General features: G+C 68.6%; 28 protein-coding genes. 21 read left to right on the top strand and 7 right to left on the bottom strand.

Annotation, left to right across the window (positions count from 1 at the left end; translation table 11 throughout):
* The first annotated feature begins 284 nt into the window (after positions 1-284).
* The 4 genes from ACFWZU_RS12125 to ACFWZU_RS12110 all read left to right on the top strand — a co-directional run bounded on the left by ACFWZU_RS12125 (position 285) and on the right by ACFWZU_RS12110 (position 4,727).
* Complete coding sequence (locus ACFWZU_RS12125; RefSeq protein WP_439701764.1) at positions 285-1,598, top strand: DUF418 domain-containing protein; 1,314 nt, start codon at positions 285-287, stop codon at positions 1,596-1,598.
* Between the two features lie 114 nt (positions 1,599-1,712).
* Positions 1,713-2,525, top strand: coding sequence for an SAM-dependent methyltransferase (locus ACFWZU_RS12120; protein ID WP_439701763.1), 813 nt, complete (start codon positions 1,713-1,715; stop codon positions 2,523-2,525).
* A 119-nt stretch (positions 2,526-2,644) separates the two neighbouring features.
* The gene (locus ACFWZU_RS12115; RefSeq protein WP_439701762.1) at positions 2,645-2,914 is read left to right on the top strand and encodes a hypothetical protein; all 270 of its coding nucleotides are present in this window, start codon (positions 2,645-2,647) and stop codon (positions 2,912-2,914) included.
* Positions 2,915-3,038: 124 nt separating this feature from the next.
* The gene (locus ACFWZU_RS12110) at positions 3,039-4,727 is read left to right on the top strand and encodes a diguanylate cyclase (RefSeq protein WP_439701761.1); all 1,689 of its coding nucleotides are present in this window, start codon (positions 3,039-3,041) and stop codon (positions 4,725-4,727) included.
* Positions 4,728-4,739: 12 nt separating this feature from the next.
* Here the strand turns inward: ACFWZU_RS12110 and ACFWZU_RS12105 are convergent, their stop codons facing one another.
* Both ACFWZU_RS12105 and ACFWZU_RS12100 read right to left on the bottom strand, forming a co-directional pair.
* Positions 4,740-5,240, bottom strand: coding sequence for a Mut7-C RNAse domain-containing protein (locus ACFWZU_RS12105; RefSeq protein ID WP_439701760.1), 501 nt, complete (start codon positions 5,238-5,240; stop codon positions 4,740-4,742).
* A 70-nt stretch (positions 5,241-5,310) separates the two neighbouring features.
* Positions 5,311-5,778 carry an NUDIX domain-containing protein gene (locus tag ACFWZU_RS12100; protein WP_439701759.1) on the bottom strand — a complete coding sequence of 156 codons (468 nt, stop codon included), beginning with the start codon at positions 5,776-5,778 and terminating at the stop codon, positions 5,311-5,313.
* Between the two features lie 77 nt (positions 5,779-5,855).
* Here ACFWZU_RS12100 and ACFWZU_RS12095 point away from each other — a divergent pair, with 77 nt between their 5' ends.
* A complete protein-coding gene (locus tag ACFWZU_RS12095; protein WP_439701758.1) occupies positions 5,856-6,122 on the top strand; it encodes a DksA/TraR family C4-type zinc finger protein in 267 nt (88 codons plus the stop codon).
* A 9-nt stretch (positions 6,123-6,131) separates the two neighbouring features.
* On the opposite strand, the gene ACFWZU_RS12090 is transcribed toward ACFWZU_RS12095, so the two are convergent.
* Positions 6,132-6,890, bottom strand: coding sequence for a ZIP family metal transporter (locus tag ACFWZU_RS12090; RefSeq protein WP_439701757.1), 759 nt, complete (start codon positions 6,888-6,890; stop codon positions 6,132-6,134).
* A gap of 111 nt (positions 6,891-7,001) precedes the next feature.
* Between ACFWZU_RS12090 and ACFWZU_RS12085 the strand changes: the two genes are divergently transcribed.
* The 4 genes from ACFWZU_RS12085 to radA all read left to right on the top strand — a co-directional run bounded on the left by ACFWZU_RS12085 (position 7,002) and on the right by radA (position 12,421).
* Positions 7,002-7,862: an aldo/keto reductase gene (locus ACFWZU_RS12085; RefSeq protein ID WP_439701756.1), complete on the top strand. Its 861-nt coding sequence runs from the start codon at positions 7,002-7,004 to the stop codon at positions 7,860-7,862.
* Between the two features lie 408 nt (positions 7,863-8,270).
* The gene (locus ACFWZU_RS12080; RefSeq protein ID WP_439701755.1) at positions 8,271-9,668 is read left to right on the top strand and encodes a replicative DNA helicase; all 1,398 of its coding nucleotides are present in this window, start codon (positions 8,271-8,273) and stop codon (positions 9,666-9,668) included.
* Between the two features lie 102 nt (positions 9,669-9,770).
* The gene (gene alr, locus ACFWZU_RS12075) at positions 9,771-10,859 is read left to right on the top strand and encodes an alanine racemase (protein WP_439701754.1); all 1,089 of its coding nucleotides are present in this window, start codon (positions 9,771-9,773) and stop codon (positions 10,857-10,859) included.
* A gap of 170 nt (positions 10,860-11,029) precedes the next feature.
* Positions 11,030-12,421, top strand: coding sequence for a DNA repair protein RadA (gene radA / locus ACFWZU_RS12070; RefSeq protein WP_439701753.1), 1,392 nt, complete (start codon positions 11,030-11,032; stop codon positions 12,419-12,421).
* 73 nt (positions 12,422-12,494) lie between these two features.
* Here radA and ACFWZU_RS12065 read toward each other — a convergent pair whose 3' ends face one another.
* Positions 12,495-13,328 carry a cytochrome C assembly family protein gene (locus ACFWZU_RS12065; protein ID WP_439701752.1) on the bottom strand — a complete coding sequence of 278 codons (834 nt, stop codon included), beginning with the start codon at positions 13,326-13,328 and terminating at the stop codon, positions 12,495-12,497.
* 164 nt (positions 13,329-13,492) lie between these two features.
* On the opposite strand from ACFWZU_RS12065, the gene ffh reads away from it, so the two are divergent.
* The 5 genes from ffh (at position 13,493) to rplS (ending at position 17,086) form a co-directional block, all read left to right on the top strand.
* Positions 13,493-14,875: a signal recognition particle protein gene (ffh, locus tag ACFWZU_RS12060; RefSeq protein WP_439701751.1), complete on the top strand. Its 1,383-nt coding sequence runs from the start codon at positions 13,493-13,495 to the stop codon at positions 14,873-14,875.
* A gap of 217 nt (positions 14,876-15,092) precedes the next feature.
* The gene (gene rpsP / locus ACFWZU_RS12055; protein ID WP_091333189.1) at positions 15,093-15,350 is read left to right on the top strand and encodes a 30S ribosomal protein S16; all 258 of its coding nucleotides are present in this window, start codon (positions 15,093-15,095) and stop codon (positions 15,348-15,350) included.
* A gap of 2 nt (positions 15,351-15,352) precedes the next feature.
* Complete coding sequence (rimM, locus tag ACFWZU_RS12050; RefSeq protein WP_439701750.1) at positions 15,353-15,868, top strand: ribosome maturation factor RimM; 516 nt, start codon at positions 15,353-15,355, stop codon at positions 15,866-15,868.
* A 14-nt stretch (positions 15,869-15,882) separates the two neighbouring features.
* Positions 15,883-16,665: a tRNA (guanosine(37)-N1)-methyltransferase TrmD gene (trmD, locus tag ACFWZU_RS12045; RefSeq protein ID WP_439701749.1), complete on the top strand. Its 783-nt coding sequence runs from the start codon at positions 15,883-15,885 to the stop codon at positions 16,663-16,665.
* Between the two features lie 25 nt (positions 16,666-16,690).
* Complete coding sequence (rplS, locus tag ACFWZU_RS12040) at positions 16,691-17,086, top strand: 50S ribosomal protein L19 (protein WP_209621135.1); 396 nt, start codon at positions 16,691-16,693, stop codon at positions 17,084-17,086.
* Between the two features lie 146 nt (positions 17,087-17,232).
* On the opposite strand, the gene ACFWZU_RS12035 is transcribed toward rplS, so the two are convergent.
* Together ACFWZU_RS12035 and epmB are read right to left on the bottom strand one after the other, a co-directional pair.
* Positions 17,233-19,272 carry an EAL domain-containing protein gene (locus tag ACFWZU_RS12035; RefSeq protein WP_439701748.1) on the bottom strand — a complete coding sequence of 680 codons (2,040 nt, stop codon included), beginning with the start codon at positions 19,270-19,272 and terminating at the stop codon, positions 17,233-17,235.
* A gap of 177 nt (positions 19,273-19,449) precedes the next feature.
* A complete protein-coding gene (gene epmB / locus ACFWZU_RS12030; protein WP_439701747.1) occupies positions 19,450-20,460 on the bottom strand; it encodes an EF-P beta-lysylation protein EpmB in 1,011 nt (336 codons plus the stop codon).
* Between the two features lie 87 nt (positions 20,461-20,547).
* Between epmB and efp the strand changes: the two genes are divergently transcribed.
* The 7 genes from efp to folE2 all read left to right on the top strand — a co-directional run bounded on the left by efp (position 20,548) and on the right by folE2 (position 26,148).
* Positions 20,548-21,117: an elongation factor P gene (gene efp / locus ACFWZU_RS12025; RefSeq protein WP_439701746.1), complete on the top strand. Its 570-nt coding sequence runs from the start codon at positions 20,548-20,550 to the stop codon at positions 21,115-21,117.
* Positions 21,118-21,194: 77 nt separating this feature from the next.
* A complete protein-coding gene (locus tag ACFWZU_RS12020; RefSeq protein ID WP_439701745.1) occupies positions 21,195-22,526 on the top strand; it encodes a TRZ/ATZ family hydrolase in 1,332 nt (443 codons plus the stop codon).
* Between the two features lie 9 nt (positions 22,527-22,535).
* Positions 22,536-22,790, top strand: a complete 255-nt coding sequence (locus ACFWZU_RS12015) for a YciI family protein (RefSeq protein ID WP_439701744.1) — start codon at positions 22,536-22,538, stop codon at positions 22,788-22,790.
* Between the two features lie 50 nt (positions 22,791-22,840).
* Positions 22,841-23,551, top strand: a complete 711-nt coding sequence (ubiG, locus tag ACFWZU_RS12010) for a bifunctional 2-polyprenyl-6-hydroxyphenol methylase/3-demethylubiquinol 3-O-methyltransferase UbiG (RefSeq protein ID WP_439701743.1) — start codon at positions 22,841-22,843, stop codon at positions 23,549-23,551.
* Positions 23,548-24,228, top strand: coding sequence for a phosphoglycolate phosphatase (gene gph, locus ACFWZU_RS12005; protein ID WP_439701742.1), 681 nt, complete (start codon positions 23,548-23,550; stop codon positions 24,226-24,228). Before ubiG ends, gph begins: the two co-directional genes overlap by 4 nt.
* A complete protein-coding gene (locus tag ACFWZU_RS12000; protein ID WP_439701741.1) occupies positions 24,228-25,076 on the top strand; it encodes a squalene/phytoene synthase family protein in 849 nt (282 codons plus the stop codon). Before gph ends, ACFWZU_RS12000 begins: the two co-directional genes overlap by 1 nt.
* A gap of 124 nt (positions 25,077-25,200) precedes the next feature.
* Positions 25,201-26,148 (top strand): GTP cyclohydrolase FolE2, encoded by a 948-nt coding sequence (gene folE2, locus ACFWZU_RS11995; RefSeq protein WP_439701740.1) that lies wholly within the window; start codon positions 25,201-25,203, stop codon positions 26,146-26,148.
* Positions 26,149-26,184: 36 nt separating this feature from the next.
* Here folE2 and yidD read toward each other — a convergent pair whose 3' ends face one another.
* Complete coding sequence (gene yidD / locus ACFWZU_RS11990; RefSeq protein WP_439701739.1) at positions 26,185-26,436, bottom strand: membrane protein insertion efficiency factor YidD; 252 nt, start codon at positions 26,434-26,436, stop codon at positions 26,185-26,187.
* Between the last annotated feature and the right edge of the window lie 165 nt (positions 26,437-26,601).

The raw sequence follows: 26,601 nt of genomic DNA, 5'->3' as shown, positions 1-26,601 counted from the left end.
TGCACATCCCCCGGTGTGGCACAGCCGTGAACCCTGGAAGATCTCCGCCCGATGCACCGTGGGGGCACGCACTGCGAACCTTCGTCCAGCCCCCCAACGAGCGTCAGATCCTCCGGAAAGGCATCTGGACGTTCCGGCCTGTGGCGCTCGCCCCGATGCACATCGACGAGCCGCAAGGCAATGGCACTGCGCAGGCACCGATACCGCCCGCGCACGGAGGCAATGCCTGGATAAAAGGGCAGCCCGAGGTGTCAGAATCAAGCGAGAACCTTCAGGGGCCACACATGCAGGCATCGCTCGAAAGCCCGGTCGCACCGAAGGAACGCTACACGGTGGTCGACGCCTTGCGGGGATTCGCCCTGGCCGGCGTGCTGCTGGTCAATCTCGAATACCTGAGCCTCTACGCCCTGCTTCCGGCTTCGCGCCAGGCGGCGCTGCCGACCGCGGCATTCGATGCCGTGGCCGTCGCGATGACCGAGCTGCTGGTCAACGTCAAGTTCATCACCTTGTTCTCCCTCCTGTTCGGCCTGGGTTTTGCGCTGCAGCTCGAGCGCGCCCGGGCGCGCGGCGCCGGCGGCATCGCCCGCTACGCGCGGCGGCTGGTGGTGCTGGCCGTCATCGGTGCCGTGCACGGCTTCTTCGTCTGGTGGGGCGACATCCTGCTGACCTATGCGGTGGTCGGCCTGCTGATGCTGGCGTTCGTGCGGCTGCCCGACCGCGTGCTGGCCGCACTGGGCATCCTGAGCGCGGTCGCGTTGCCCTCGCTGCTCAAGCCGTGGATGCATCCATTGCTGTCGGCCATGCCGGGTCCGGCCGAGGTGTCCGCAGCCAGCGTCGAGGCGTTCACGTCGACCTCGTGGACGCGCGCGCTGCATGCCAACCTGATGTTTTCCGGCTGGGAGCGCGTATCCAGCCTGGCGCTGGTGAGCTTCGTGCTGGGCCGCTTCCTGCTCGGCCTCTGGGCGGGGCGGCGTGGCCTGCTGCAGCGTCCGCTCGAGCATCTGCCGCTGCTGCGTCGCCTGTGCCTGTGGGGCCTCTCGCTCGGCGTGGCGACGTGGCTGCTTTCATGGGCGGGCACGGCCCCGCACGGATCGCTGCCCCAACTCCAGGGTGGCGCGCGGTTACTGGCTCTTCGCCTGCTCGACGGCGTGGCTCCGCTGGCCCTGGGCATCGGCTATGCGGCTGGCTTTGTGCTCCTTTACCAGCGCCCCGCCTGGCAGCGCCGGCTGCGCGTGCTGGCGCCGGTGGGCCGCATGGCCTTGACGCATTACCTGTCGCAGAGCGTGCTCGGCGTGGGGCTGTTCTACGGCATCGGGCTGGGCCTGGGCCCGCGCTGGGGCATGCCCGGTGTGCTCGGCGCCTGCGTTCTGATCTTCGGTACGCAGGTGCTGCTGAGCCATCTGTGGCTGGCGCGCTTCCGGTACGGTCCGCTGGAATGGCTGTGGCGCTGGATGACCTACGGCGGGTCGCCGCCACGGATGCGGCAGGAGCCCGATGGCTCGCCTGAGCTTGGGGTGATGCCGATGCGCCCGGGCGCAACGAGCGAATCCGCCTCGCGCCTCGGCGAGCTGTCCCGGGAAGGAAAAGCGGCCCCTTAGGAACCCGGGCGTGATGCGGGCGCTGCCGGCGTACGTCGTTGAATGACGCGCCTGGCGTCGTTTTGGCACACTCGGCGCCATCGGCCGTTGCGCCGCCGGACGGGGGAGCCGGGCATGGGTACGCACCAACCCGACGGATGCCTGGTCTGCGTCGGCATCGGCATGACCCTGGGCTCGCACATCAGCCCGCTGGCGCGCAGTTACATCGACCAGGCGGACGTGGTCTTCGCCGGCGTGTCGGACGGCCTGGTCGAGCGCTGGTTGCAGCGCATGCACGCAGACGTGCGCAGCCTGCAGCCGTACTACGCGCATGGCAAGTCGCGCATGCGCACGTACCGGCAGATGGTGGACGCGATGCTCGCCGAGGTGCGCGCGGGCAGGCGCGTGTGCGGCGTGTTCTACGGCCATCCCGGAGTGTTCGCCTGGGTGCCTCACAAAGCCATCGAGACGGCGCGCAGCGAGGGCTATCACGCACGCATGGAGCCGGGCATCTCGGCCGAGGATTGCCTGTACGCGGACCTGGGCATCGACCCGGGAACCTGCGGTTGCCAGCACTTCGAGGCGAGCCAGCTGCTCATCTACCGCCGCCGCATCGATCCGAGCGCCTGGCTGATCCTGTGGCAGGCCGGCCTTGCCGGCGACCGTTCGCTGAAGCGCTTCTCGACCGGCGCGGCGTACCGGCAGGTGCTGGTCGACGTGCTGGCGCGCGACTATCCGCTGGAGCACGAGGTGATCGTCTACCAGGCCGCGACATTACCGATCGGCCAGCCCCGGATCGACCGCACGACGCTGCGCGCGCTGCCCGAAACGCAGCTCGGCATGGCCGATACCCTGGCCATACGGCCGGCGCTGCCGATGGAGCCGGACCAGGAGATCCGCGCGCGGCTGGCGGCGCTGGATGCCGCCTCGGCGCAGGCTGCGACCTAGCCGCCAGGACATTTTGCCGGCGGCCGCTCAACGGCAGCGAAGCAGGATATGATCGGCAAGGGCGTGCAGTGGCTGCGGGGGCGGTACCGGGCGCCGGCTATCGGAGAATGGGGACACCTATGACGGACGTGATCGATTTCCTCGAAAGGCTGGGGAGCGACGCCGCGTTGCGCGATGCGCCCCGGCAGACGCTGGAGCGGGTGCTGGCGGCGGAACGGATCGACGAGACCATGCGTGCCGCGATGCTGGCCGGCGATAGCGCAGAGCTCCAGTCCTTGATGGGTGCGGGGGCACAGTTCAGCGTGATCATGCCGAGCGAAGAGGAAGAGGCGCCGGCCGACGAGGAGGAAGGCGAGGAGCTGCCGCCTGATCGGGATGGCATCGTCTGACCGGTATCGGTTGCGACGTCCGGTTGTGGCCCCGCTCGCGTCCGGTTTTCGTCGGAGCTGGCTCTGGTTGCCGGGCGTCGCGTGTTGCCTGGCGCTTTTCCTCGGCCAGGTCATGGGGTCCAGCGTGCCCGAGTCCGCCGAAGCCAGCCGGATGCTGGCGCGGGCGGACCACCTCAAGGCGTCGGACAACCCGGCCTTCATTGCCCTTCTCGATCAGTTGCACCTGCGCGAAGCCAGGCTCAGCGACGAGCAGCGCCTCCTCCTGAAGTACCTGGACGCATGGCAGCTCGACTACCTGGGGGACTACCGTGCGGCGCGAACCTCGCTGACGGCCATCATCCGCGAGGCGCCGGATGCCAGGTTACGGTTCCGTGCGACGGCAACGCTGATCAACGTGCTCGGCGCCGTGCACCGCTACGAGGACGCGTTCGTCCAGCTCAACCAGTTGATCGAGCAACTGCCGCGCGTCACCGACCGCGAACTGCGCTGGCAGGGGCTCGGCGAGGTCGCCCAGTTGCTCACCGCGGCGGGCCAGTACGATCTGGGCAAGGCTTACGCCAGGCAGATGCTGGACGTCATCCCGCCGGGGGAGACCGCGTGCAAGGCCTCGTATTTCATCGAGCACGCGCGCTACAGCAGCGGCCAATGGGGCAAGGACGATCCGCAGGCGGAAGACGCCATCGATGACTGCGCCCGGGCTGGAGAGTCGGTGTTCGCCAATGCGCTGCGCGCCGACATGGCCAGTGTGCTGATCAAGGCCGGGCATCCGGCCGAGGCGGCAGCCCTGCTTGAGAAGCACTATGCGAGCGTGCGCCATGACCGCTACCTGATCACCACGCTGCGCTTCGACGCGCTGCTTGCGCAGGCGTACCTGGCCATGGGGCAATCGGGCAAGGCGCGAACCTACGCCCTGGCGGCCGTGCAGGCGAGTGCGCCCGGAGAGTTCACCGATCCGCTGCGCATGGCCTGCAGGACCCTCTACCAGATCGATCAGCAGCGCGGCGACTACAAGTCCGCCCTGGGCTGGCACAGGCGCTACATGGAGGCCGACAAGGGCTACCTCGACGACGTCAGCGCCAAGGCGCTGGCCTTTCAGATCGTCAAGCAGCAGGTCCAGGCGAAGAAGGTGCAGGTCGACGCGTTGGACAAGCAGAACAGGATCCTGCAGCTGAAGCAGGCACTTGACCGCAAGGCGGTGGAGGCCAGCCGGCTATACATCGCCATACTGGCGTTGGGGCTGCTGGCGATCGGCCTTTGGCTGCTGCGGCTGAAGCGCTCGCAGCTCGCGTTCATGCGCATGGCCCAGTGCGACAGCCTCACCGGCATCTACAACCGCAAGCATTTCATGAGCGAGGCGGAATACGCACTGCGTTACGCCCAGCGCTCATCCCGCGGCGCCTGCCTGGTGCTGATCGACCTGGACCACTTCAAGCTGATCAACGACACCTATGGCCATGCGACGGGCGACCAGGTGCTGCGTCGCGCGGTGGCCGCCTGCCGGGAACACGTGCGTTCGACCGACGTGTTCGGCCGCCTAGGCGGCGAGGAGTTCGGGGTCCTGCTGCCCGAGTGCGGGATGGAGAGCGGTATCGAGCGCGCCGAGGCGATCCGTCACAGCGTCGCCATCCTCAGCGACGGGGAAGACCCGGGCATTCCCGTGTCGGCAAGCTTCGGCGTGGCCTGTACCGGCGAGTCGGGCTACGACTTGCGCCAGTTGCTCATGGATGCCGACCAGGCGCTCTACCGTGCCAAGCGCGCCGGGCGCAACTGCGTGGTGGCGGGGAAGCAGGGCGAAGGCGTCGTGGTCGCCTGAGCGCGGCGAGCGTCAATCGCCCGGCCAGGGCCGGCGACGCGCCTGCCACTGCTCCAGCCGCGCCTGCATGCGCCACACGTGGCTGCCAGGCCAGTAGACCCGGCCACAGGCGGGGCAGGCACGGAATGGGCCGGGCAACCCGCACGCCCGCGGTGGTAACCGCATGCGCTGGTCGGGCGTTGCCTCGTGCAGTGGCGTGTTGTCGAGCAGGCAACGGGTGAAGGGCGCGCGATTCCAGTTCAGGCACACAGCCGCGGACAATTCCCCGGATTGTGCGTCGAGTCCGTCGGCCGTCAGCAGCACCACCTCGATGCCGCGGCCGGCATGCGCGGCCAGGTGCCGGTCGCGGGTGACGAGGATGCGCGACTGCGTGCGGCAGGTATCCAGCACCGCCCGATCCACGGCCCCCGCCGGCGCCAGCCCGGTGTCGTAGCCGGCAGCCCGCAGCCAACGGGCGAGGCCGGCGAGCATGCCGTCACACAACAGCTTCGGGGATTGGCCGTTGGCCGCCATCGGCGCATTCAAGCGAAGCGTCGGGCCAGGGGGCGTGAGCGCATTGCCGTGAGCCGGTGTCGGCCCGTGGCTATCCCCCGCGTCCCAGGTGAGCCTCCAGGCGGTCGATCAGCTCGGACTGGCTGGGCAGGATCTTCCCGCGCGCCTGGGCCAGGGTGAACCAGGCGACCCGATCGATTTCCGGGAAGCTGGCACGCTGGCCGCTATGCGGCGGCCACTCCAGCTCGAACATGTTGCTGCGCAACGCGGCGGTGTCGAAGTCGCCGGCCAGCGCGAACGCCTCGACCCACTTGCCGCCGCGCTGGCGCAGGCGTCCCAGCGGATGCAGCGGACCCAGGGCGGGTGCGCCGAGCTCCTCGCCGAACTCGCGCCGTGCAGCCACCTCGGCGTCCTCATCCGGCAGCAGCTCGCCCTTGGGCAGCATCCATGCGCCTTCATCGCGCCGGCGCCAGAACGGACCGCCCGGATGGGCGAGCAGGACCTGCGGCACCCCTTGGTCCAGGCGGTACATCAGGATGCCGGCGCTGGTGAGGGGCATGCTTGACTCCGCTGCCGGGGCCGCGTTCACGGGCGCCACGGTAACATTCGTGCTCCGACTTGTTTCCGGAGACCGCCATGGCGATCGGTTGGGCCGGCGATGGCGCCGTACAGGACCAGATCGACGCGACCGTGAAGGACGCGATCAAGCGCGCGCGCAGCATGCTGCCGCAGGGGCCGAGCCTGAGCCACTGCGAGGAGTGCGATGCGCCGATTCCCGAGGCCCGGCGCAAGGCCGTGCCCGGCGTGCGGCTGTGCGTGGCCTGCCAGGAGGCGCAGGACAAGGCGCAGCGCGCGGTGAGCGGCTACAACCGCCGCGGCAGCAAGGACAGCCAGCTGCGCTAGCCGCGGCATTCAGCCGCCGAGCTTGCTGAGCACAAACGCGGCCAGGAACCCCACCACCGTGATGAGTCCGGCCAGGTCGTGCGCGTGCTCGAAGGCCTCGGGCATCATCGTGTCCGCCAGCATGGCCAGGATCGCGCCGGCGGCCACCGCCGTGGTCGCCGCCACCACCTCGACCGAGAAGTGCTGGAACACCGCGTAACCGACCAGTGAAGCGATGCCCGAAATCACCGCGATGCCTACCCACACGCCGGCAACATAGCCGATCGAACGTCCGGCCTTGCGCATGCCGGCGGCGCTGGACAGGCCCTCGGGAATGTTGGAAAGGAAGATCGCCGCGACTGCCACCAGGCTTACCGCACCGCCCTTGAGCATGCTCAGGCCGATCACGATCGACTCGGGAATGCCGTCGAGCAGCGAGCCCGCGGCGATCGCCAGGCCGCTGCCGCCTTGCTGGCTCTCCGATGGCTGCTGGTTGCCGGAGCGCTTGCGATGCTTGGCGCCGTTGCGCGCCAGATACCAGTTGACCGCCGAATACACGATCGCACCGCCCAAAAAACCGATCGCCGTCGAGTCGAATCCGCCGCGCTTGTAGGCCTCGTCCATCAGCTCGAAGGAGAGCGCAGAGATCAGCACGCCACTGCCGAACGCGATGATGCTGGCGATCACCCGCTGGGGCACCTTGGCGAAATAGCCGATCGCCGCGCCGATCAGCAACGCCGCGCCGGCGACGAAGCCCCAGAACGCTGCCTGCAACCACAACGGAACCATCTATGTCTCCTTGCCGGGCGAGCCGTCACCAAGGATGACCGGACAGGCGTGCTTGCCTCGTCGTCGCGTGCCCCCATAACCGGAGGTCTGCGCCCGACAGGAGAAGCTTCCATGCACGATTTCAACGCTGCGGCCGCCGGCCAGTTCAAGATCGGCGGCGACATCACGGTCAACCGCCTGGGCTTCGGCGCCATGCGCGTCACCGGCAAGGGCATCTGGGGCGAGCCGGCCGATCCCGAGGGCGCGCGCGCCACCCTGCGCGCCCTGCCGGAACTGGGTGTAGACCTGATCGACACCGCCGACAGCTACGGCCCGTTCGTGAGCGAAGACCTGCTACGCGAGGTGCTGCATCCATACAACGGCTTGCTGATCGCCACCAAGGGCGGCCTGACCCGCCACGGCCCGGACATCTGGGCGCCGGTGGGACGACCGGAGTACTTGCGCCAGTGCGTGCTGATGAGCCTGCGTCGGCTGGGGGTGGAGCGCATCGACCTGTGGCAGTTGCACCGCGTCGACCCCAAGGTGCCGCGCGAGGAACAGTTCCAGGTGATCGCCGAGATGCGCAGGGAAGGGCTGATCCGGCACGTGGGCCTGAGCGAAGTCGGTGTGGAGGAAATCGAGGCGGCGGGCCGGCATTTTCCGGTCGCGACCGTGCAGAACCTCTACAACCTGGCCAACCGCAAGAGCGAGGCAGTGCTGGACTATTGCGAGCAGCAGGGCATCGGTTTCATTCCCTGGTACCCGCTGGCTGCCGGCGACCTGGCCGCGCCCGACTCGGTGCTCAGCCGCATCGCCCAGCGCCTGGGTGCCAGCAACGGGCAGGTCGCGCTGGCCTGGCTGCTCAAGCGCTCGCCGGTGATGCTGCCGATCCCTGGCACCTCCAAGGTCGAGCACCTGCGCGAGAACGTCGGGGCCGCGCAGCTGGCGCTGTCCGACGAGGACTATCAGGCTTTGGAGACGGCAGCCCGCTGACGGGTCTCCGAAGGGCGCGCGTATCCGGCGAGGGCGCCCCCTCATCCGCCTGTCGGCACCTTCCCCCGTGTTCACGGGGGAAGGCTCGGGGCGCGGGCTTTCCGTTCAAGGGGGGCTCGGAGTGTGGGCTCTTCGTTCAAGGGGAGGCTCGGAGTGCGGGCTCTCCGTTCAAGGGGTGGCTCGGAGTGCGCGCCGCGCCCTGGATCCTTCCCCCGCTCGGTGGGGGAGGCGCCCGAAGGGCGGATGGGGGAAGCCCTGCGACGCACCGACCCTGCGCGTTATCCACCGCCCCCCACAGCTTATCCACAGACTTATTGTCTCGTCGGCTGAGAACCTGCCGCGTATCCTCTTCCCTCGTGTGCCCGCCGTCGCCGGCGGTACGGCACAGTCTGCGAGGAAACCCAACCCATGTCCTTTGTCCCCGAGCGCAAGAGCGGCCACGGCTCCGCCATCGAGGCGCTGCGCGTACCGCCGCACTCCATCGACGCCGAACAGGCGGTGCTGGGCGGCCTGATGCTCGCCCCCGACGCGCTGGACAAGGTGGCCGACCGGCTGGGCGAGGGCGACTTCTACCGCAAGGACCACCGCCTGATCTGGCGCGCCATCAACGAGCTGGCCAACAAGGGCATGCCCTGCGACGCGGTGACCCTGGGCGACTGGTTCGAGGCCAACGACCTGGCCGAGATGGTCGGCGGCGCGAGCTACCTGATCGAGCTGGCCAACGCCACGCCCAGCGCGGCCAACATCGGCGCCTACGCGGACATCGTGCGCGAGAAGTCGATCCTGCGGCAGCTGATCGATGCCGGCACCGGCATCACCGAGGACGGCTACCGGCCCGAGGGCAAGAGCGTGCAGGAGGTCCTGGAGAGCGCCGAGCAGGCGGTCTTCAAGATCGCCGAGTCGGGCGCGCGCGGCAAGAAGGACTCGGTGTCCATGCGCGACGCGGTCAAGGACGCGTTCCGCCTGCTCACCGAGCGCTACGAGAACCGCGGCCAGCTCACCGGCATCTCCACCGGCTTCAACGACCTGGACGAGCTCACCTCCGGCCTGCAGCCGTCGGACCTGATCATCGTCGCGGCGCGTCCCTCGATGGGCAAGACCGCCTTCTCGGTGAACATCGCCGAAGCCGCCGCGCTGCGCGGCAAGAAGGCGGTGGTGATCTTTTCGATGGAAATGTCCGCCTCGCAGCTGGCCTTGCGACTGATCTCCTCGATCGGCCGCATCCACGCGCAGCACCTGCGCAACGGCGACCTGTCCGAGGAGGACTGGCCGCGCGTAACCAACGCCATTGCGATCCTCTCCGAGGCCAAGATCTTCATCGACGACACGCCGGGCCTCTCGCCGGTGGAACTGCGCTCGCGCGCGCGCCGCCTTCACCGCGAGCACGGTGGCCTGGGCCTGATCGTGATCGACTACCTGCAGCTGATGCAGGTGCCCGGGAACAAGGAGAACCGCGCCACCGAGATTTCAGAAATCTCGCGTTCACTCAAAGGCCTTGCCAAGGAGCTGAACGTGCCGGTGATCGCCCTGTCGCAGTTGAACCGCTCGCTGGAACAGCGCGCCGACAAGCGCCCGATGATGTCCGACCTGCGCGAGTCGGGCGCCATCGAGCAGGACGCGGACGTGATCATGTTCATCTACCGCGACGAGTACTACAACAAGGAATCGCCGGACAAAGGCCTGGCCGAGATCATCATCGGCAAACAGCGAAACGGTCCGACCGACACCGTGAAGCTGACCTTCCTGGGGCACTACACGAAGTTCGAGAATTACGCGGCCGACTCGTTCGTGGGGTCGTTCGATTGAAAGCCGTGAATCGGGAATCGTCCGTGGGCAACAGCAAGCGCTGCCGGCGTTGCCTCGCTTTCAACGATTAACCATTTTCCATTCCCGGTTTCCGCCACCCCGATGAGCCGCACCACCACTGCCACCATTCACCTGGGCGCACTGCGCCACAACCTCGCGCGCATCAAGGCGCTGGCCGCGCCAGCGCGTGTGATGGCGGTCGTCAAGGCCGATGCCTACGGCCACGGCCTGGAGCGCGTGGCCCGTGCGCTGGATGCCGAGGCCGAGTGCTTCGCGGTGGCCGCCCTGGGCGACGGGCTGCGCCTGCGCGCGGCCGGCCATCGCCAGCGGATCGTGGTCCTGTCCGGCCCCGACCAGGCCGGCGACATCGCCGAAATGCAGCGCCTGCAACTGGACGCAGCCATTCACCACGAAACCCAGCTCCACTGGTTGGCCGAGGCGCGGCCGGGACGCGGCCGCCTGCGCGTGTGGCTGAAGATCGACAGCGGCATGCACCGCCTGGGCTTTGCCCCCGAGCGCGTGGCCGGCGTGCACGCGCGGCTGGCCGCGATGCCCGGGCTGGATGCGGAGATCGGGCTGCTCAGCCATTTCTCGGACTCGGAAGTCTTCGGTGGCGAACAGACCCGCGCGCAGATCGAGCGCTTCGCCGAAGCGACGCGTGGACTGGAGGGCCCGCGTTCGCTGTCCAATTCCGCCGCCGTGCTCGGCTGGCCCGAGGCGCGTGCCGACTGGGTGCGCACCGGCGGCCTGCTGTATGGCCTGTCGGTGGTCGAGGGCAAGAGCGGCGCCGAGTTCGGCTTCCGCCCGGCGATGACCCTGGCCACACGATTGATCGCCATCAACCGGATCGCCAAGGGTGAACGCATCGGCTACAACGGCACCTGGAGCTGCCCGGAGGACATGCCGGTCGGCGTCGCGGCCGTCGGCTACGGCGACGGCTATCCGCGCAGCGCCGCCAGCGGGACGCCCGTGCTGGTCGGCGACACCCGCGTGCCGCTGATCGGCCGGGTGTCGATGGACCTGATCACGCTGGACCTGCGCGACGCACCGCAGGCGAAAGTCGGCGATCGCGTCACGCTGTGGGGCGAGAGCCTGCCGGTGGAAACCATCGCCCGCCACGCCGGCACCATCAGCTACGACCTCACCTGCGGCATGACCCGCCGCGTGCTGTTCGTCGAAGACGAAAGTTGAGCGGTCCGTTGCCCCCCTGTAGGAGCGCCTCGTGCGAGCGACCGCCATGCACGGCGATGCCGCGCGGTCGCGCACAGGGTGCGCTCCTACAGGCGAAACCGGCACGCGCTGTCTCGCCCCGTGCGAGCGGGGCGGGCTAAGCTCCTCGCCTTCGACTACCGGAACACCCCATGGCCAAGGCCAAGACCGCCTACGTCTGCACCGATTGCGGCGCCGAGCACTCCAAGTGGCAGGGCCAGTGCGTCGAATGCGGCGTGTGGAACACGTTGAGCGAAGTCGTGCTGGCACCATCGACCACGGCGAAGGCCTCGGTGGGGGCACAGCGCTCCAGCTACGCCGGCAACGCAGCCGGGGCGGCCAGGGTCACACCCCTCACCGCCGTGGCTGCAACCACCGAGGCGCGCACCCACACCGGCATTGGCGAACTCGATCGCGTGCTTGGCGGCGGCCTGGTGCAGGGGTCGGTGGTGCTGATCGGCGGCGACCCGGGCATCGGCAAATCCACGTTGCTGCTGCAGATGCTGGGCACGCTGGGTGCCCACCTGGCGAGCGTGTATGTCACTGGCGAGGAGTCGCTCTCCCAGGTCGCGGCGCGGGCGCAACGTCTCGGTCTGCCGCTGGAGCCGCTGCAGGCGCTGGCGGAAACCTGCATCGAGCGCATCCTCGAACAGGCCATCGCCACGCGACCGCACGTGCTGGTGATCGACTCCATCCAGACCATCTGGACCGAGCTTCTCACCGCGGCGCCCGGCTCGGTCAGCCAGGTGCGCGAGTCGGCCGCCAAGCTGACCCGCTTCGCCAAGGAAACCGGCACGTCCGTGTTCCTGGTCGGCCACGTCACCAAGGAGGGCGGCATCGCCGGGCCGCGCGTGCTCGAGCACATGGTCGACGCGGTGCTGTACTTCGAGGGCGAGTCGGGCAGCCGCTTCCGCGTGCTGCGCGCGTTCAAGAACCGCTTTGGCGCGGTCAACGAGCTGGGCGTATTCGCCATGTCCGACAAGGGCCTGCGCGAAGTGCCCAATCCGTCGGCGATCTTCCTTTCCGCGCACGCGGGGCCGACCTCCGGCAGCGCCGTGATGGTCACCCGCGAGGGCACCCGCCCGCTGCTGGTCGAGGTGCAGGCGCTGGTCGACCAGAGCTCGCTGGGCAACCCGCGCCGCGTGGCGCTGGGCCTGGAGCAGAACCGTCTGGCCATGCTGCTGGCGGTGCTGCACCGTCACGGCGGCGTGGCGGCCTACGACCAGGACGTGTTCGTCAACGTGGTCGGCGGCATCCGCGTGCAGGAAACCGCGGCCGACCTGCCGGTGCTGCTGGCGGTGCTGTCCTCGCTGCGCGACCGTCCGCTGCCGGACAAGACCATCGCCTTCGGCGAGGTCGGCCTCTCCGGCGAGATCCGCCCGGTACCCAATGGCGAGGAGCGCCTGAAGGAAGCCGCCACGCACGGCTTCCGCAGGGCCATCGTGCCCAAGGCCAATGCGCCGAAGAAGGGCAAGGTGGGCGAAATGGAGGTCATCGGCGTGGAGCGCCTGTCCCAGGCCATCGACGCCTGCCGCGACGCCTGACGCCCGCCGGGCTCAGCCCATCTGCCTGGGTACCGGCAAGGAGGGCAGAAACCCACCCTGCGGCCGGGTCGAGTTACAGGCGCGGTAACGGTCGGTGCAGGATCACCTCCAGCACGAACTTCGTACCGAAGAAAGCCAGCACCAGCACAGCCATGCCGATCAGCGTGAGGTTGACCGCGCGGCGCCCGCGCCATCCGAAACGCCAGCGGCCGTAGAGCAGTACGCCGAACACCAGCCAGGCGACGATCGACAGCACGGTCTTGTGCACCAGGTGCTGGCCGAACAGGTTGTCCACGAACAGCGCGCCGGTTACCAGCGTAAGTGTGAGCAGGGCGAAGCCGGCAGCGATGACGCGGAACAGCAGCGTTTCCGTCAGCGTAAGCGGCGGCAGTGCACGCAACCAGGGGCCAAACTGCCTGTGGCGCAGGCCGCGTTCCTGGACCGCAAGCCCGATGGCCAGTACCGCCGCGATCGACAGAAAGCCGAAGGCCACCAGTCCGAGCGATACGTGCAGTTTTATCTGCCAGTCCATGGCGACCGGTACGGTCGGCTTCGCAAACATGTCGAAGAGGACAAACAGCGCTGCCAGCGGAAAGACCACCACGCCGAGCGCGGCAACCGGCCGGCTCAGGTTGACGAACAGCGTGAGCGCCGAGACCACGCAGGCGACCAGCGAGAGTGCCGCGAAGAAATGCAGGTCCAGCGCGCCTCGGTGCATGCCCAGCAGCACGCCGGCATGCGCCAGCACGGCCACCATCGCCACCGCCAGGGCGGGGCGTTGCCAGGCCGGCGAGGGCTTCGCCGTCCCGCGCCCGAACAGTGGCCAGGCAAGCAGGCCGACGGCGAGCAGGTAGCAGACGATGGCAGTGAGCGAGAGGGCGGGCAGCATGAGCGGGAAGTGTCGCATACGGCCAAGTCGCGTTGAACGAGCCTTTGGCGCATTTGGGTACGCCGGGCCGGTCCGGGAGGCGGGAGTGCGGAAAGCGATCCGAAGGCGCGAGCCGTTTAGGGCCGGGGACCGGGGCCTCTGATATATTGACCTGCTTGTTCCTGCCGAACCCGTAGCCCGCCATGTTCGAGTCGCTGAGCCAACGCCTCTCCACCACCGTCAACCGCCTGCGCGGGCGCGGACGGCTGACCGAGGAAAACATCCGCGAGTCCCTGCGCGAGGTGCGCATCGCGCTGCTGGAGGCGGACGTCGCGCTGCCGGTGGTGCAGGCGCTGGTCGAGCGCGTGAAGGTGCGCGCAGTCGGCCAGGAGGTGCTCAAGAGCCTCTCGCCCGGCCAGGCCCTGGTGAAGGTCGTCAGCGACGAGCTCACCAAGGTGATGGGCACGGCCAACGCCGAGCTCAGCCTCGCCCAGCAGCCGCCAGCGGTGGTGCTGATGGCCGGCCTGCAGGGCGCGGGCAAGACCACCACCGTGGCCAAGCTCGCCCGCTTCCTGACCGAGCGCAAGAAAAAGAAGGTGATGGTTGTCAGCTGCGACGTCTACCGTCCGGCGGCCATCGAGCAGCTGCGCACGCTGGCCGAGCAGGTCGGCGTGAAGTTCTTCCCGTCCGAAGCAGGGCAGAACCCGGTCGACATCGCCAGGGCCGCGATCGCTGCCGCCCGCCGCGAAGTGGTCGACGTGCTGCTGGTCGACACCGCCGGCCGCCTGCACATCGATGAAGCGATGATGGGCGAGATCAAGGCGCTGCACGCCGCGATCACGCCGGTCGAGACGCTGTTCGTGGTCGACTCGATGACTGGCCAGGACGCGGCCACCACGGCCAAGGCTTTCAGCGAGGCGCTGCCGCTGACCGGCGTGGTGCTGACCAAGACGGACGGCGATGCCCGCGGTGGTGCCGCGCTCTCGGTCCGCTACATCACCGGTCGGCCGATCAAGTTCCTGGGCGCCGGCGAGAAGACTGACGCGCTGGAGCCGTTCCACCCCGACCGCGTGGCGCAGCGCATCCTCGGCATGGGCGACGTGCTCTCGCTGGTGGAGGAGGTCGAGCGCAAGGTCGATCAGGAGAAGGCGCAGCAGCTCGCCCAGAAGGTGATGAAGGGCAAGCGCTTCGACCTGAACGACATGCGCGACCAGCTCGAGCAGATGAACAACATGGGCGGCCTGGCCGGGCTGATGGACAAGCTGCCGGGCGTGGCCAACCTGCCGGACAACGTCAAGTCCAAGGTCAACGACAACGAGATCAAGCGCATGGTCGCGATCATCGGCTCGATGACCAAGAAGGAACGCCGCCACCCCGACCTGCTCAACGGTTCACGCCGTGCCCGCGTGGCGCGCGGTTCGGGCACCCAGCCGGCCGACGTCAACCGCCTGCTCAAGCAGTACATGCAGATGGAGAAGATGATGTCCAAGCTCTCCAAGGGCGGCACCAAGGGCCTGCTGCGGCAGATGCGCGGCGCCATGAAGGGCATTGGCGGGATGGGCGGCGGCTTTCCGCCGATGAGGTGATTCGCGGTGGGGCGGGCTCTGGGAACAGGAAAGGTGCCGTTCCCGGCCAAGCCGGGCGCCTCGTTCTGGCGATGCCGTCTTGCAGGAGCCCGCGGTTGACACCCCGCTCCCCGCCAAGGTCTTCCCTTTTACCGAAATTCCACTAAAATGCCGCGTTTACCGCGCGCGGATCCCGTGCGTGCTGCCGGCGCGGCCGGCACCTCTGGAGCTTTTACTTATGGTCAAGATTCGTCTTTCGCGCGGTGGCGCCAAGGGCCGCCCGTTCTACCACGTCGTCGTGACCGACCAGCGCAACAAGCGCGACGGTCGCAGCATCGAGAACGTGGGCTTCTACAACCCGGTCGCGTCCGGCAAGGACAAGCGCCTCGAGCTCAACGTCGAGCGCGTGAACGAGTGGGTGGGCAAGGGTGCCCAGCTGACCGACAAGGTCGCCGCCCTGCTCAAGGAAGCCGGCAAGCAGCAGGCTGCTGCCTAAGCATGGATACAGCCGGTCGGCGCGTCCTGGTCGGACGCATCGTCGGGCTTTACGGCGTGCAGGGCTGGCTCAAGATCGAATCCTGGACCGAGCCTCGCACGCAGATCTTCAAGTACCAGCCCTGGCTGCTCGAAAAGGCGCCGGGCGAGGTCAGGGAAGTCGCCGGGATCAAGGGACATCCGCAGGGCAAGGGGCTGGTTTGCCAGTTGCCGGGGGTGGATGACCGCGATGCGGCGGCCGCGCTGGTCGGGCAGGACATCTACGTCGCCCGCGAGCTGCTGCCACCGCCTGGCAAGGACGAGTATTACTGGGTCGACCTCGAAGGTCTGGAGGTCGTCACCACCGAGGGCGTCGTGCTCGGACGGGTCAGCCACCTGTTCGCCACCGGCGCCAACGACGTGGTGGTGGTGAGGGACGGCACGCGCGAGCGGCTGGTGCCCTTCGTCCAGGGGACTTACGTGCGTTCGGTGGATCTTTCCGGCGGGCGCATGGTGGTGGACTGGGATCCGGAGTTCTAGCAATCGAGGATCCGATGCGCATCGACGTCGTCACGCTGTTTCCCGACTTCATGCGCCAGTGCGCTGCCGTCGGTGTGGTGGGACGCGCGCAGCAGCGCCAGTTGCTGCAGGTGGAAACCTGGAACCCGCGCGACTACGCCACCGACAACTACCGCACCGTGGACGGCCGCACCTGCGGCGGCGGACCCGGGATGGTGATGCTGATCGAACCCTTGCGGGCGGCCATGAAGGCCATGCGCGAGGCGGCGCCGGAACCGGCGCACGTGATTTACCTCAGTCCGCAGGGAGCGCGGCTGACGCAGGGCAGGGTGGAAGCGCTGGCCAAGACGCCGCGCATCGCCTTGCTCTGTGGGCGTTACGAGGGTGTGGACGAACGCCTGCTGGCGCACGAGGTCGACGAGGAGCTCTCCATCGGCGATTATGTGCTGTCCGGGGGCGAGCTGGGCGCCGCGGTGGTCATCGACGCGGTCGGCCGGTTGCAGGAGGGCGCGTTGAACGACGCGCAGTCCGCCGAGCAGGATTCGTTCTCGAACGGGCTGCTCGACTGTCCGCACTACGCGAAGCCGGTGCATGACGCACTGGGTGACGTGCCGGAGGTGCTGCTCTCCGGCGACCACGCGGCGATCCGCCGCTGGCGCCTGAAGCAGTCGCTGGGACGTACCTGGCTGCGCCGGCCCGACCTTTTGGCGCAATGCGCGCTGGACAAGACGTCCCGCGCATTGCTGGAAGAATTCCGCCGTGAGCATGCTCGACAAGAGCAGCAACGGCACGACGAAGCGGCCGTCAAGCCGCAGTAATTGCAAATTTCAATCAGGTGTTGCCATGAACAAGATCATCGAACAGTTCGAAGCCGAGCAGATCACCCGCCAGCTGCCGGAATTCGGCCCCGGCGACACCGTGGTGGTCAACGTCAAGGTGAAGGAAGGCAACCGCGAGCGCGTGCAGGCCTTCGAGGGCATCGTCATCGCCAAGCGCAGCCGCGGCCTGCATTCGGCCTTCACCGTGCGCAAGATCTCGCACGGCACCGGCGTGGAGCGCGTGTTCCAGGCGCACAGCCCGGCGATCGATTCGGTGCAGGTCAAGCGCAAGGGCAAGGTGCGCGGCGCCAAGCTGTACTTCCTGCGCGGCCTGGAAGGCAAGGCTGCCCGCATCAAGGAAGACATCGCCGCCGTGTCGGCTGCCAAGGCTGCCGCCAAGGCCGCTGCTGCCGCCGAGTAAGCGCCGGCATAGCGATCCACGAAAAACCCCCGCGGAGCAATCCGCGGGGGTTTTTCGTTGCGCGCCGGAAAGTCGGGGCCTGCAGGGGGCACATCCTGTGCGCGACCGCCCTGCAGCGGGCCGGCACAGGTCCAGCCCGGCCGGGGCTACATCAACCGCTGCGGTTCCTGCAGGAAGTTGCCCTGCACGAAATCCACGCCGCAGGCGAACAGCAGCGAGGTGCTGGTTGCATCCTCGACCCACTCGGCCACGGTCAGTCGCTTCATCTCGTGGGCCTGCACGCAGATCTCCCCGATCTTCTTCTGGTTCTCCGGATGCTGCGGCAGCTGGTTCATGTACGTACGGTCGATCTTCAGGTAGTCGGCGTCGATGTGGGTCAGCAGCTGGAACGAATTGAGGCCCGAGCCGAACTGCTCCAGCGCGAAGCGCCCGCCCATCTTCTTCCAGCGGGTGATGAACTCCTGCGCCGGGCGCAGCAGCGTCACCACCTTGCTCTCGGTCATCTCCAGCACGATCTGGCCCTGGCGCAGCCCGGCGCGCTTGAGCCGGTCTTCCAGCCAGGGCAGGAACGCGGCCTCCTGCATCGACTGCGCCGTGAGCTTGACGAAAAACGTGGTCTGCACGCCCTGGCCGTCGCGCGCCTTGAGCATTTCTATCGCGCGGTTGAGCACCCAGCGGTCGATTGCCGGAGTCAGGCCGTGTTTTTCGGCGATCGGCATGAAGAAGCCGGGCAGCACCTCGCCCTGCGGACCGTTCATGCGCAGCAGCACCTCGGAATATTCGCCCTCGGCGTCCTGCAGGCTGATCGTGTGCTGGTGGTAGAGCACGAAATTGTCCTGCTCCAGCGCCTGCTTGAGCAGCTGCAGCCAGTAACGCTCCCGCTCTTCCTCGGCCTTCTCGCGGGCGGCCGGGTCGTGCAGCTCGCTGCGACCGCCGCCCTGGCTCTGCGCGTTGCGCAGCGCCTGGCTGGCCTGGTTGAGCAGCAGCTCGGCGTTGGCGTTCTTCTCGCCCAGCAGGCTGCCGCCGATGCTGGCGGTGACCGTAATGGAACGGGTGCCGGCATCGAAGATGTCGCTGGCGATGGACTGCAGCACGCCGTCGATCCACTGCTTGATCGACTCGTCGCTGCGCGAATCGAGCATCACGCCGATGGTGTGCTCGGCCAGCAGGCCGGCCATGTCGGACTCGCCCAGCAATGCGCTGATGCGGCCCGCGAACGCCGCCAGCAGCTCATCGGCCTGGCCCAGGCCGATGCCGGCGACGATGGTCTGCCAGTTGTCCGGTTCGATCAGCAGCAGGGTCTGGCCCTTCTTGCCCTTGGCCGCGGCGGCCACGGATTCGTCGATGGTCTCGAGCGTGCGGGCGCGATTGAACAGGCCGGTGACCGGGTCGCGCTGCAGTTGTTCGATCAGCGCCGGGTCGACCTGCTGGCGGCGGAACACGATCTGCAGGCAGGGTTCGCCCTCGAAGGTGGCGCCGGCGAACTCGACCGTGGCCTTGAAGGTGCTGGCGTCGGCGCGACGCGCCTGCAGCTCCACCTGGTTGGCCGCCTTTTCCTTGCGGGAGTGGGCGCGCAGCAGGTTCTTGAACGCTTCGGCGTCGGCGGTGCCGATCATGTCCAGCACCGGCAGCCCGAGCAGGTCGTCGAATTCCTCGTAGCCGAAGGTTTCAAGGTAGGCGCGGTTGGCGCGCACGTGCATGCCTTCGTGCACGTAGGCAATGGGGTCGGTGGAGGAGTCGAGCAGGGCGTCGCAACGGCGCTCGGACTCGCGCAGCGCGGCTTCCAGCAGGCGTACCTGGCGGCGTGTGTGCAGCGACTCGAACTCGCGCTGCAGCACCGCGATCAGCTGCTTGGGCTGGGTGCGCAGCGCGGTGCCGCGCACGCCGCCGGCGAACATCTCGGCCACGCTATGGGTGTCGAGCTGGTTGACCAGCGCCAGCAGTGCCACGTCGCGGCCGTGCGCGTCCAGCAGGTGGGCGACCTCGCGCAGCTCCAGGCCGGCGGCGGGATCGAACAGCACAATGTCCGGCTCCAGCTCGTCCAGTGCCGCCTGCACCTGGTCGGCCTGGGTCGCCCGCGCCGGGCGGACCGCGATGCCGGCGTTGCGCAGCAGGCTGATGATCTGTTCGGCATCCTCGACCGATTTTTCGACGAAGAGGATCTTGATGACGGAGTCTTTTTTCATTGAGCCCTGGCGGCTGCCCGTGGATCGGCCGGATCGCTGGCGCCCCTCGCCGCGACCGGAAGGCGAGCCGGTTCCAGCCGTTCACCTTCCATCCACGGTTTGTAACGGATTCCCCCCGGGAGCGCCAGCGGCAAGTCGCACAAAGGCAACGCCCGCCTCATCCGGCGGCTCGCATTGTCACAGCGGGCGCTTGGAAGCGTCCCCGGCGACCTCGCGCACCAGCCGAGGTACCAGGTAGCCGGGGAGGTGCTGGCGCAGGTCCTCGACCAGGGCCAGGGCGCGCGCATCGTCCACTTCGAAATGGGCCGCGCCCTGCACGCGGTCGAGCTGATGCAGGTAGTAGGGCAGCACGCCGGCGGCGAACAGTCGCTCGGACAGCGCTGCCAGCGTGTCGGCCTCGTCATTGATCCCGCGCAGCAGCACCGACTGGTTTAGCAGCGTGGCGCCGGCCTGGCGCAAGGCCGCGCAGGCGGCGTCCACGCCGGCGTCGAACTCGTTGGCATGGTTGGCGTGCAGCACCACGACCTTCTGCAGCGGCAAAGCTTCCAGCCAGGCCAGGAATGGCCCGTCGATGCGCTCGGGCAGCACCACCGGCAGGCGGGTGTGGATGCGCAGGCGGGTCACCTGCGGCAGGTTGGCCAGCCCACGGCCGAGCTCTTCCAGCTTCGAGGTCGCCAGGGCGAGCGGGTCGCCGCCGGACAGGATCAGCTCACTGATCGACGGGTCGGCCTTCAGATGGGCCAGCGCCTGCTTCCATTGCCCGGCCGCGGCGATCTCTTCGCCGTAGGGGAAGTGCCGCCGGAAGCAGTAGCGGCAGTTGATCGCGCAACTGCCGCTGGCGATCAGCAGCGCGCGGCCGTGGTACTTGTGCAGCACGCCCTGCGCCTCGCGCGCGGCCAGGTCGCCCACGGCATCGGCGACGAAACCGGCCACATAGTCCAGTTCGGCCAGTTGCGGCAGCACCTGCAGCAGCAACGGGTCGCGAGCATCACCCGGGCGCATGCGCGCCACGAAACCCCGCGGCACCCGCAGCGCGAAGCCGGCATCGGCCGGCGGCAGCCGATCGGCCAGGTGCGCGAGTCCCACGGCATCGAGCAACTCGCCGGCGTCGGTGATCGCGTTCCGCCACAGCTCGCGCCAGTCGGGCAGGGTCGGCGATAGGCGGGCGGCGGGGCTTGCGGTTATCATGGTGGGCCTTGAGGCGGGCTTCGGGCCCGTGCAAACCCCTATTTTAGCCGCCGGAACGGCGGTGTTTACCTCTGGAGCAGAAAGCGCATGGCGACCGCCGGTCTCAACGACGTCAAGAAGGGTATGAAGATCCTTCACAACAACGACCCGTGGGTCATCACCGACGCCGACTTCATCAAGCCCGGCAAGGGCCAGGCGTTCACCCGCATCTTCATCCGCAACCTGAAGACGGGCCGCACCACCGAGCAGACCATGAAGTCGTCCGACTCGTTCGAGGTCGCCGACGTCACCGATACCGACATGCAGTTCCTCTACTCCGACGGCGAGTTCTGGCACTTCATGCAGCAGGAAACCTTCGAGCAGCACCAGGCCACGAAGGCGGGCGTGGGCGATGCCGCGAAGTGGCTCAAGGGCGAGGAAGAGTGCGTGGTGACGCTGTTCAACGGCGAGATCATCACCGTGCAGGCGCCGAACTTCGTCGAGCTGAAGATCACCGAGACCGATCCGGGCGTCCGTGGCGACACCTCCGGCGGCGGCGGCAAGCCGGCCACGCTGGAAACCGGCGCCGTGGTGCGCGTGCCGCTGTTCGTGGGCACCGACGAGGTGATCAAGGTCGACACCCGCACCGGCGAGTACGTCAGCCGCGTCGGCAAGTAAGCGCCGCTGCAGCAAGCCCGACGGCACGGCAGCGCAGGCGCCGTGCCGTTTTCGTTCCACCGCCACACGAGACCGCGATGACTGAAGCCACCACCGAGATCGACCTCCTCATCGAAGCCCGCTGGGTGGTTCCCGTCGAGCCGCATGCGGTCGTGCTGGAGCACCACGCGGTGGCTATCCACGGTGGTCAGATCAAGGCGGTGCTGCCGATCGCGGAAGCCCGCGACCTGTACATGCCACGCGAGCGGGTGGAGCTTTCCGAGCACGCGCTGATCCCCGGCCTGGTCAACAGCCACACGCACAACCCCATGACGCTGCTGCGCGGGCTGGCCGACGACCTGCCGCTGATGACCTGGCTTCAGCAGCACATCTGGCCGGCCGAGGCGAAGGTGATCGGGCCGGAGTTCGTGCGCGACGGCGTGGAACTGGCGGTCGCCGAGATGCTGCGCGGGGGCACGACCTGCGCCAACGAGAACTACTTCTTCCCCGACGTGATCGGCGCGACCTACCGGCGGCTGGGTTTCCGCGCCGTGGTCGGCCTGCCGGTGATCGAGTTCCCGACCGCCTGGGCCAAGAGCCAGGACGAATATTTCGAGCGTGCCGGCGAAGTGCACGACAGCTTCCGGGCCGACGGGCTGGTCGGTACGGCATTCGCCCCGCATGCGCCTTATACGGTGTCGGACGGGAGTTTCGAGCGCATCCGCGTGCTGGCCGACCAGCTCGATATCCCCGTCCACTTGCACCTGCACGAGACCGCGCACGAGGTCGAGGAAGAGAAGAAGAAATCCGGCCTGCGCCCGTTCCAGCGCCTGCAGAAGCTGGGCCTGGTCAACGATCGCCTGATCGCCGTGCACATGACCCAGCTCACCGAGGGCGAGATCGCCGCCTGCGCGGAAGCGGGCGTATCGGTGGTGCATTGCCCCGAGTCCAACCTCAAGCTCGCCTCCGGCTTCTGTCCGGCGGAGAAACTGCGCCGCGCTGGCGTCAACGTGGCAATCGGCACCGACGGCTGTGCCTCGAACAACGACCTGGACATGGTCGGCGAGATGCGTACCGCGGCGCTGCTCGCCAAGGCGGTCGCCTCCGACGCAGCGGCATTCGATGCGGCATACGCTCTGCGTGCGGCCACGCTCAATGGCGCCAAGGCCATGGGCCTGGATGCCCGCATCGGCTCGATCGAGCCGGGCAAGCAGGCCGATCTCGCTGCCGTGCGGCTGAGCGACATCGAGACGCAGCCGCTGTTCCACGTCGCCTCGCAGCTGGCCTATGCCGCCGGGCGCCACCAGGTGACCGACGTGTGGATCGCCGGGCGCCGCAAGCTGGCGGCGCGTGAACTGGTCGACCTCGATCCGGCGGCGATCCTGGCCAAGGCACATGCCTGGCGCGAGCGCATCGCCGCGTTTTCGTAAGGAGCCCGCGTGAACCTCTATCTCGTCATGGTCATGCGCCGCCCGCAGTTCGACCCGGCGGTGGTGCCGGCGCACCAGCGCTTTCTCGACGAACTGCGCACGCAAGGCCGCGTGGAGCGCTCGGGCCCGTTCGGCGACAAGTCCGGCGGCGCCTACCTGCTGCGCGCGACGGACCTGGCCGAGGCGCAGGCCATCGCCCACCGCGACCCGACACACGTCAGCGGCGGTTGGGAAGTGACGGTGTACGAATGGCAGGCCCACTAGCCTTGGCGCGCGTGCGTCCCGAGCGAAGCGAAATCGAAGGACCTTTTCCGATGAGCGAAACCACCACCAACGTCAGCCGCGACGAAATCGCCCGCTTCGACAAGCTGGCCGCGCGCTGGTGGGATCCCGACGGCGAATCCCGCCCGCTGCACGACCTCAATCCCGTGCGCGCCGCCTACGTCGCTGCCCGCGTGGACCTGCGCGACGCGAAGGTGGCCGACGTCGGCTGCGGTGGCGGCCTGCTCAGCGAGGCGCTGGCCCGCCATGGCGCGAGGGTCACCGGCATCGACCTGGGCGAGAAAGTCATCGAGGTCGCGAAGCTGCACTTGTTCGAGTCCGGGTTCCAGGTCGACTACCGCGTGCAATCCTCCGCCGCACTCGCCGCCAGCGAGCCGGAAAGCTTCGACGCGGTCTGCTGCATGGAGCTGATCGAGCACGTGCCCGACCCGGTCGCGCTGGTGAACGACCTGGCCGCGATGCTCAAGCCCGGCGCGCGCCTGTTCATGTCCACCCTCAACCGCACCCCGGCCGCGTTCGGCGCGGCGATCCTCGGCGCGGAGTACGTGATGCGCCTGCTGCCGCGCGGCACCCATCACTACGCGCAATTCCTCAAGCCCTCCGAGCTGGGCCGCCTGCTGCGCCACGCCGGGCTGGAGCTGGAGGACGTTTCCGGCCTGGCCTACAACCCGCTCACGCGCAAGGCCTCGTTGAGCCGCATTACCGCGGTCAACTACCTGTTGTGCGCGCGCAGGCCGGCATGAAGCCGCTGCCGAACATCATCGAGGGCGTGCTGTTCGACCTCGACGGCACGCTGCTCGACAGCGCTCCGGACCTCTACGCCGCGCTCGAGCGCCAGTGCGGGGAAGAGGGCACGCCGGTGCCGCCCTACGGGCCGGTGCGCGAGGTGGTCTCGCGTGGCGCGCGGGCGGTATTGCGCTGCGCTTTCGGGCACCTGGGCGAGCCCGCGGTGGAGGCGCGCGTGGAGCGCTACCTGGCGCTGTACGAAGAAGTCATGGGCCAGGCCACGCACCCGTTCGAAGGCATCGAGCCGATGCTTGCCCAACTCGACGCCGCCGGCGTGCGCTGGGGCATCGTCACCAACAAGGCCGGGTTCCTCACCAATGAACTGCTCAGGCGGATCGGCTGGGACGGCCGCGCGGCGGCGGTGGTCAGTGGCGACACCCTGCCGGTGAAGAAGCCCGACCCGGCGCCCGTGCGCCTGGCCTGCGCGCGCGCGGGCATCGATCCGGCGCGCAGCCTGTTCGTCGGCGACGACCGCCGCGACGTCATGGCCGGTGCCGCCGCCGGGCTCTACACCGTCGCGGTGGCCTGGGGTTACCTCGACGGCGGCGATCCGCGCGAATGGAACGCCGACGCCGTGCTGGACACGCCCGCGCAGTTCGCCCTTTGGCTGCGCCGCGGCCAGGCGGTGGCGTGATGGACGCCAGCCACGACGCCCTGCAGAGCTACGTGGACAAATGGCTTGCCGCGCAGCCGGCGCAACGCGTGGCGCTGGCCTTCGTCGATCCCGCGCGCCACCCTGGCCATATCGCGCTGGCCGCGCTGGAGCAGGAGCTGCTCGCGGCCGCCTACGGCATCCGCGAGCCGCACGTGGCCGCCACCAAGCTCAACTGGTGGGCGGAGGAACTGGCCCACGCCGCGGAAACCGGCGGGCGCCATCCGCTGACCCAGGTGCTGTTCGACGACGACCGTGCCACGCGCATGGGCAGCGAACGCTGGCTGGCTCCGGTGCTGGCGGCAATGGCCCAGCTCGAGGAGGGCACGGCGGCCGACTTCACCGCCCAGCTGGCGGCCGCTTCGCAACTGCATGGCGCGCTGGCGGCGCTGGAGACGGCCTGGTGGTTTGGCGAGGCCGCTTCGCCGGAGCGCGCGGCGCGGCTTGCCGCGCTGGGCCACCTGCTGCACGCGCTGCGCCGCCTGGATGACGATGCCGAACGCGACCGACTACCCCTGCCGATGGCGTCGCTGGCGCGTCACGGCCTGAGCCGCGACCAGTTGCGTCGCGCCGGCACCGCGCGCAACGCGGCCGTACGCGACCAGTTGGGGGAACTCACTGCCGCCTGGCGCGAAACCTCGCGATTGCCTGGGCCGCTCAGCGTGTTCCGCGCGATCGAGTCACGCGAGGGCGAGCGCCTGGTACGGCACGCGGCCGGCGCCGACGAACCGTTGCAGGCCCTGCAGCGCGCCCGTCCCTCCGGCGGCCTGGCGACGACATGGGCCGCCTGGCAGGCCGCGCGACGGTGGCGCCGCGCGGTCGCCGCCTGACCAGACCGCGGACGGGGTCGCCGGGCACTCAACACAGCGTTTCCGCAGCGTGCCTGTTGCCCCCGCGCGCGCTGCCCCAAAATAGAAAGCCGCACGGCGCCCCCGCCTGCCGCAAGGACAACCCATGCACAGCCACGAAAACACCGCCCGCCTGCTGCCCGACGTCGCCGTCCAGGCGCAGCCGCACCTGGCCGGTGCGCTGGACTGGGTGGGCATGGACGGCATCGAAGTACCGGTGCGCTTCGACGCCGGCGACGGCAGCGTGGAGCGCGCCAGCGCGCAGGTGGGCGCCTTCGTCAACCTGACCCGGCCGGACAAGCGCGGTATCCACATGTCGCGCCTCTACCTGCTGGTCGACCGCCACCTGAGCGCCAGGCCGCTGGACGCGGGGATGATCGAAGCGCTGCTGCATGCGTTTCTGGAATCCCACAGGGACCTTTCCGACCGCGCGCGCATCAGCATCCGCTTCGACCATCTGGTCCGCCGGCCCGCATTGCGCAGTGACAACAGCGGCTGGCGCGCCTATCCGGTGTCCATCGAGGCGAGCCTTTCCGCCGAAGGCTTCCAGCTCGAACTCGGAACCGAGGTGGTCTACTCCTCGACCTGCCCGGCGTCGGCCGCGCTGTCGCGGCAGATGATCCAGGAACAGTTCGCCCGCGACTTCGACCCCGCACAACCGCTGGACCATGCCGCGATCATGGCGTGGCTGGGCAGCGAGCAGGGCATCGTCGCCACGCCGCACGCGCAGCGCAGCGTCGCGCGGTTGCTGGTGCGGCTGGCCGACGGCGAGGGCTTCAACCTCATCTCGACCCTGGACCGTGTCGAGCAGGCGCTCGGCACCCCGGTGCAGACGGCGGTCAAGCGCGAGGACGAACAGGCCTTCGCGCTGGCCAATGGCGGCAACCTGATGTTCTGCGAGGATGCCGCGCGACGCATCCAGAAGGCGCTCGACGCCGACCCGCGCATCGCCGACTTCCACGTGCGCCTGGAACACCAGGAAAGCCTGCACCCGCACGATGCCGTGGCCTACGCCAGCAAGGGCGTGCCCGGCGGCTACGGCTCGGCGGCTTAGCCCCGTTTCGCTTCTGCCGGCCAACGCTCGCCGGGCTCAGTGTTCCTCGTGGGAGCGGCAGCGGGCGAAGTGGAAATGCTCGGGCACCGGGTCCTCCCCGCCCGTACACAACGGCTGGCAACGCAGGATGCGCCACAGCGCCAGCGCGCTGCCCCGGAGGGAACCGAAGCGCACGATGGCAATCCGTGCATAATCGGAACAGCTGGGGTGGAAGCGGCAACGCTGACCCAGCAGGGGGCTCAGCAAGCGTTTGTACGCGCGAAGCAGGAGGAGCAGGAATCGGGTCACTTTCGTTCACGCAGCCCAAACGGGTAGCGGCATGTAGTGGCTTGAAGTATTCCAGATGCCTGTTGATGGTGTAAGACGCATGGGCTATAACACCCGGCCGCCACGGCCAAAACGGTGAAGGGATATGGCGAAAACGACGCGTAGTTCGACCGCCGCCAAGGCGCA

The sequence above is a fragment of the Frateuria sp. GZRR33 genome (assembly GCF_051900425.1).
In the GTDB taxonomy this organism is placed as follows: domain Bacteria; phylum Pseudomonadota; class Gammaproteobacteria; order Xanthomonadales; family Rhodanobacteraceae; genus Frateuria_A.
Note: the sequence above shows the minus strand (reverse complement) of the source record. Positions and strands in the feature narration are given on the sequence as shown.

What these genes read in the sequence shown, in the direction of transcription:
- ACFWZU_RS12080 (WP_439701755.1), top strand. Translation starts at nt 8,271, where the DNA reads ATGTCCTTTGTCCCCGAGCGCAAGAGCGGCCACGGCTCCGCCATCGAG.
- ACFWZU_RS12095 (WP_439701758.1), top strand. Translation starts at nt 5,856, where the DNA reads ATGGCGATCGGTTGGGCCGGCGATGGCGCCGTACAGGACCAGATCGAC.
- ACFWZU_RS12100 (WP_439701759.1), bottom strand. Translation starts at nt 5,778, where the DNA reads ATGCCCCTCACCAGCGCCGGCATCCTGATGTACCGCCTGGACCAAGGG.
- rimM (WP_439701750.1), top strand. Translation starts at nt 15,353, where the DNA reads ATGGATACAGCCGGTCGGCGCGTCCTGGTCGGACGCATCGTCGGGCTT.
- ffh (WP_439701751.1), top strand. Translation starts at nt 13,493, where the DNA reads ATGTTCGAGTCGCTGAGCCAACGCCTCTCCACCACCGTCAACCGCCTG.
- ACFWZU_RS12000 (WP_439701741.1), top strand. Translation starts at nt 24,228, where the DNA reads ATGGACGCCAGCCACGACGCCCTGCAGAGCTACGTGGACAAATGGCTT.
- ACFWZU_RS12020 (WP_439701745.1), top strand. Translation starts at nt 21,195, where the DNA reads ATGACTGAAGCCACCACCGAGATCGACCTCCTCATCGAAGCCCGCTGG.
- rpsP (WP_091333189.1), top strand. Translation starts at nt 15,093, where the DNA reads ATGGTCAAGATTCGTCTTTCGCGCGGTGGCGCCAAGGGCCGCCCGTTC.
- epmB (WP_439701747.1), bottom strand. Translation starts at nt 20,460, where the DNA reads ATGATAACCGCAAGCCCCGCCGCCCGCCTATCGCCGACCCTGCCCGAC.
- folE2 (WP_439701740.1), top strand. Translation starts at nt 25,201, where the DNA reads ATGCACAGCCACGAAAACACCGCCCGCCTGCTGCCCGACGTCGCCGTC.
- ACFWZU_RS12065 (WP_439701752.1), bottom strand. Translation starts at nt 13,328, where the DNA reads ATGCGACACTTCCCGCTCATGCTGCCCGCCCTCTCGCTCACTGCCATC.
- ubiG (WP_439701743.1), top strand. Translation starts at nt 22,841, where the DNA reads ATGAGCGAAACCACCACCAACGTCAGCCGCGACGAAATCGCCCGCTTC.
- ACFWZU_RS12085 (WP_439701756.1), top strand. Translation starts at nt 7,002, where the DNA reads ATGCACGATTTCAACGCTGCGGCCGCCGGCCAGTTCAAGATCGGCGGC.
- ACFWZU_RS12120 (WP_439701763.1), top strand. Translation starts at nt 1,713, where the DNA reads ATGGGTACGCACCAACCCGACGGATGCCTGGTCTGCGTCGGCATCGGC.
- ACFWZU_RS12090 (WP_439701757.1), bottom strand. Translation starts at nt 6,890, where the DNA reads ATGGTTCCGTTGTGGTTGCAGGCAGCGTTCTGGGGCTTCGTCGCCGGC.
- radA (WP_439701753.1), top strand. Translation starts at nt 11,030, where the DNA reads ATGGCCAAGGCCAAGACCGCCTACGTCTGCACCGATTGCGGCGCCGAG.
- ACFWZU_RS12125 (WP_439701764.1), top strand. Translation starts at nt 285, where the DNA reads ATGCAGGCATCGCTCGAAAGCCCGGTCGCACCGAAGGAACGCTACACG.
- alr (WP_439701754.1), top strand. Translation starts at nt 9,771, where the DNA reads ATGAGCCGCACCACCACTGCCACCATTCACCTGGGCGCACTGCGCCAC.
- ACFWZU_RS12035 (WP_439701748.1), bottom strand. Translation starts at nt 19,272, where the DNA reads ATGAAAAAAGACTCCGTCATCAAGATCCTCTTCGTCGAAAAATCGGTC.
- rplS (WP_209621135.1), top strand. Translation starts at nt 16,691, where the DNA reads ATGAACAAGATCATCGAACAGTTCGAAGCCGAGCAGATCACCCGCCAG.
- ACFWZU_RS12115 (WP_439701762.1), top strand. Translation starts at nt 2,645, where the DNA reads ATGACGGACGTGATCGATTTCCTCGAAAGGCTGGGGAGCGACGCCGCG.
- gph (WP_439701742.1), top strand. Translation starts at nt 23,548, where the DNA reads ATGAAGCCGCTGCCGAACATCATCGAGGGCGTGCTGTTCGACCTCGAC.
- trmD (WP_439701749.1), top strand. Translation starts at nt 15,883, where the DNA reads ATGCGCATCGACGTCGTCACGCTGTTTCCCGACTTCATGCGCCAGTGC.
- efp (WP_439701746.1), top strand. Translation starts at nt 20,548, where the DNA reads ATGGCGACCGCCGGTCTCAACGACGTCAAGAAGGGTATGAAGATCCTT.
- ACFWZU_RS12105 (WP_439701760.1), bottom strand. Translation starts at nt 5,240, where the DNA reads ATGGCGGCCAACGGCCAATCCCCGAAGCTGTTGTGTGACGGCATGCTC.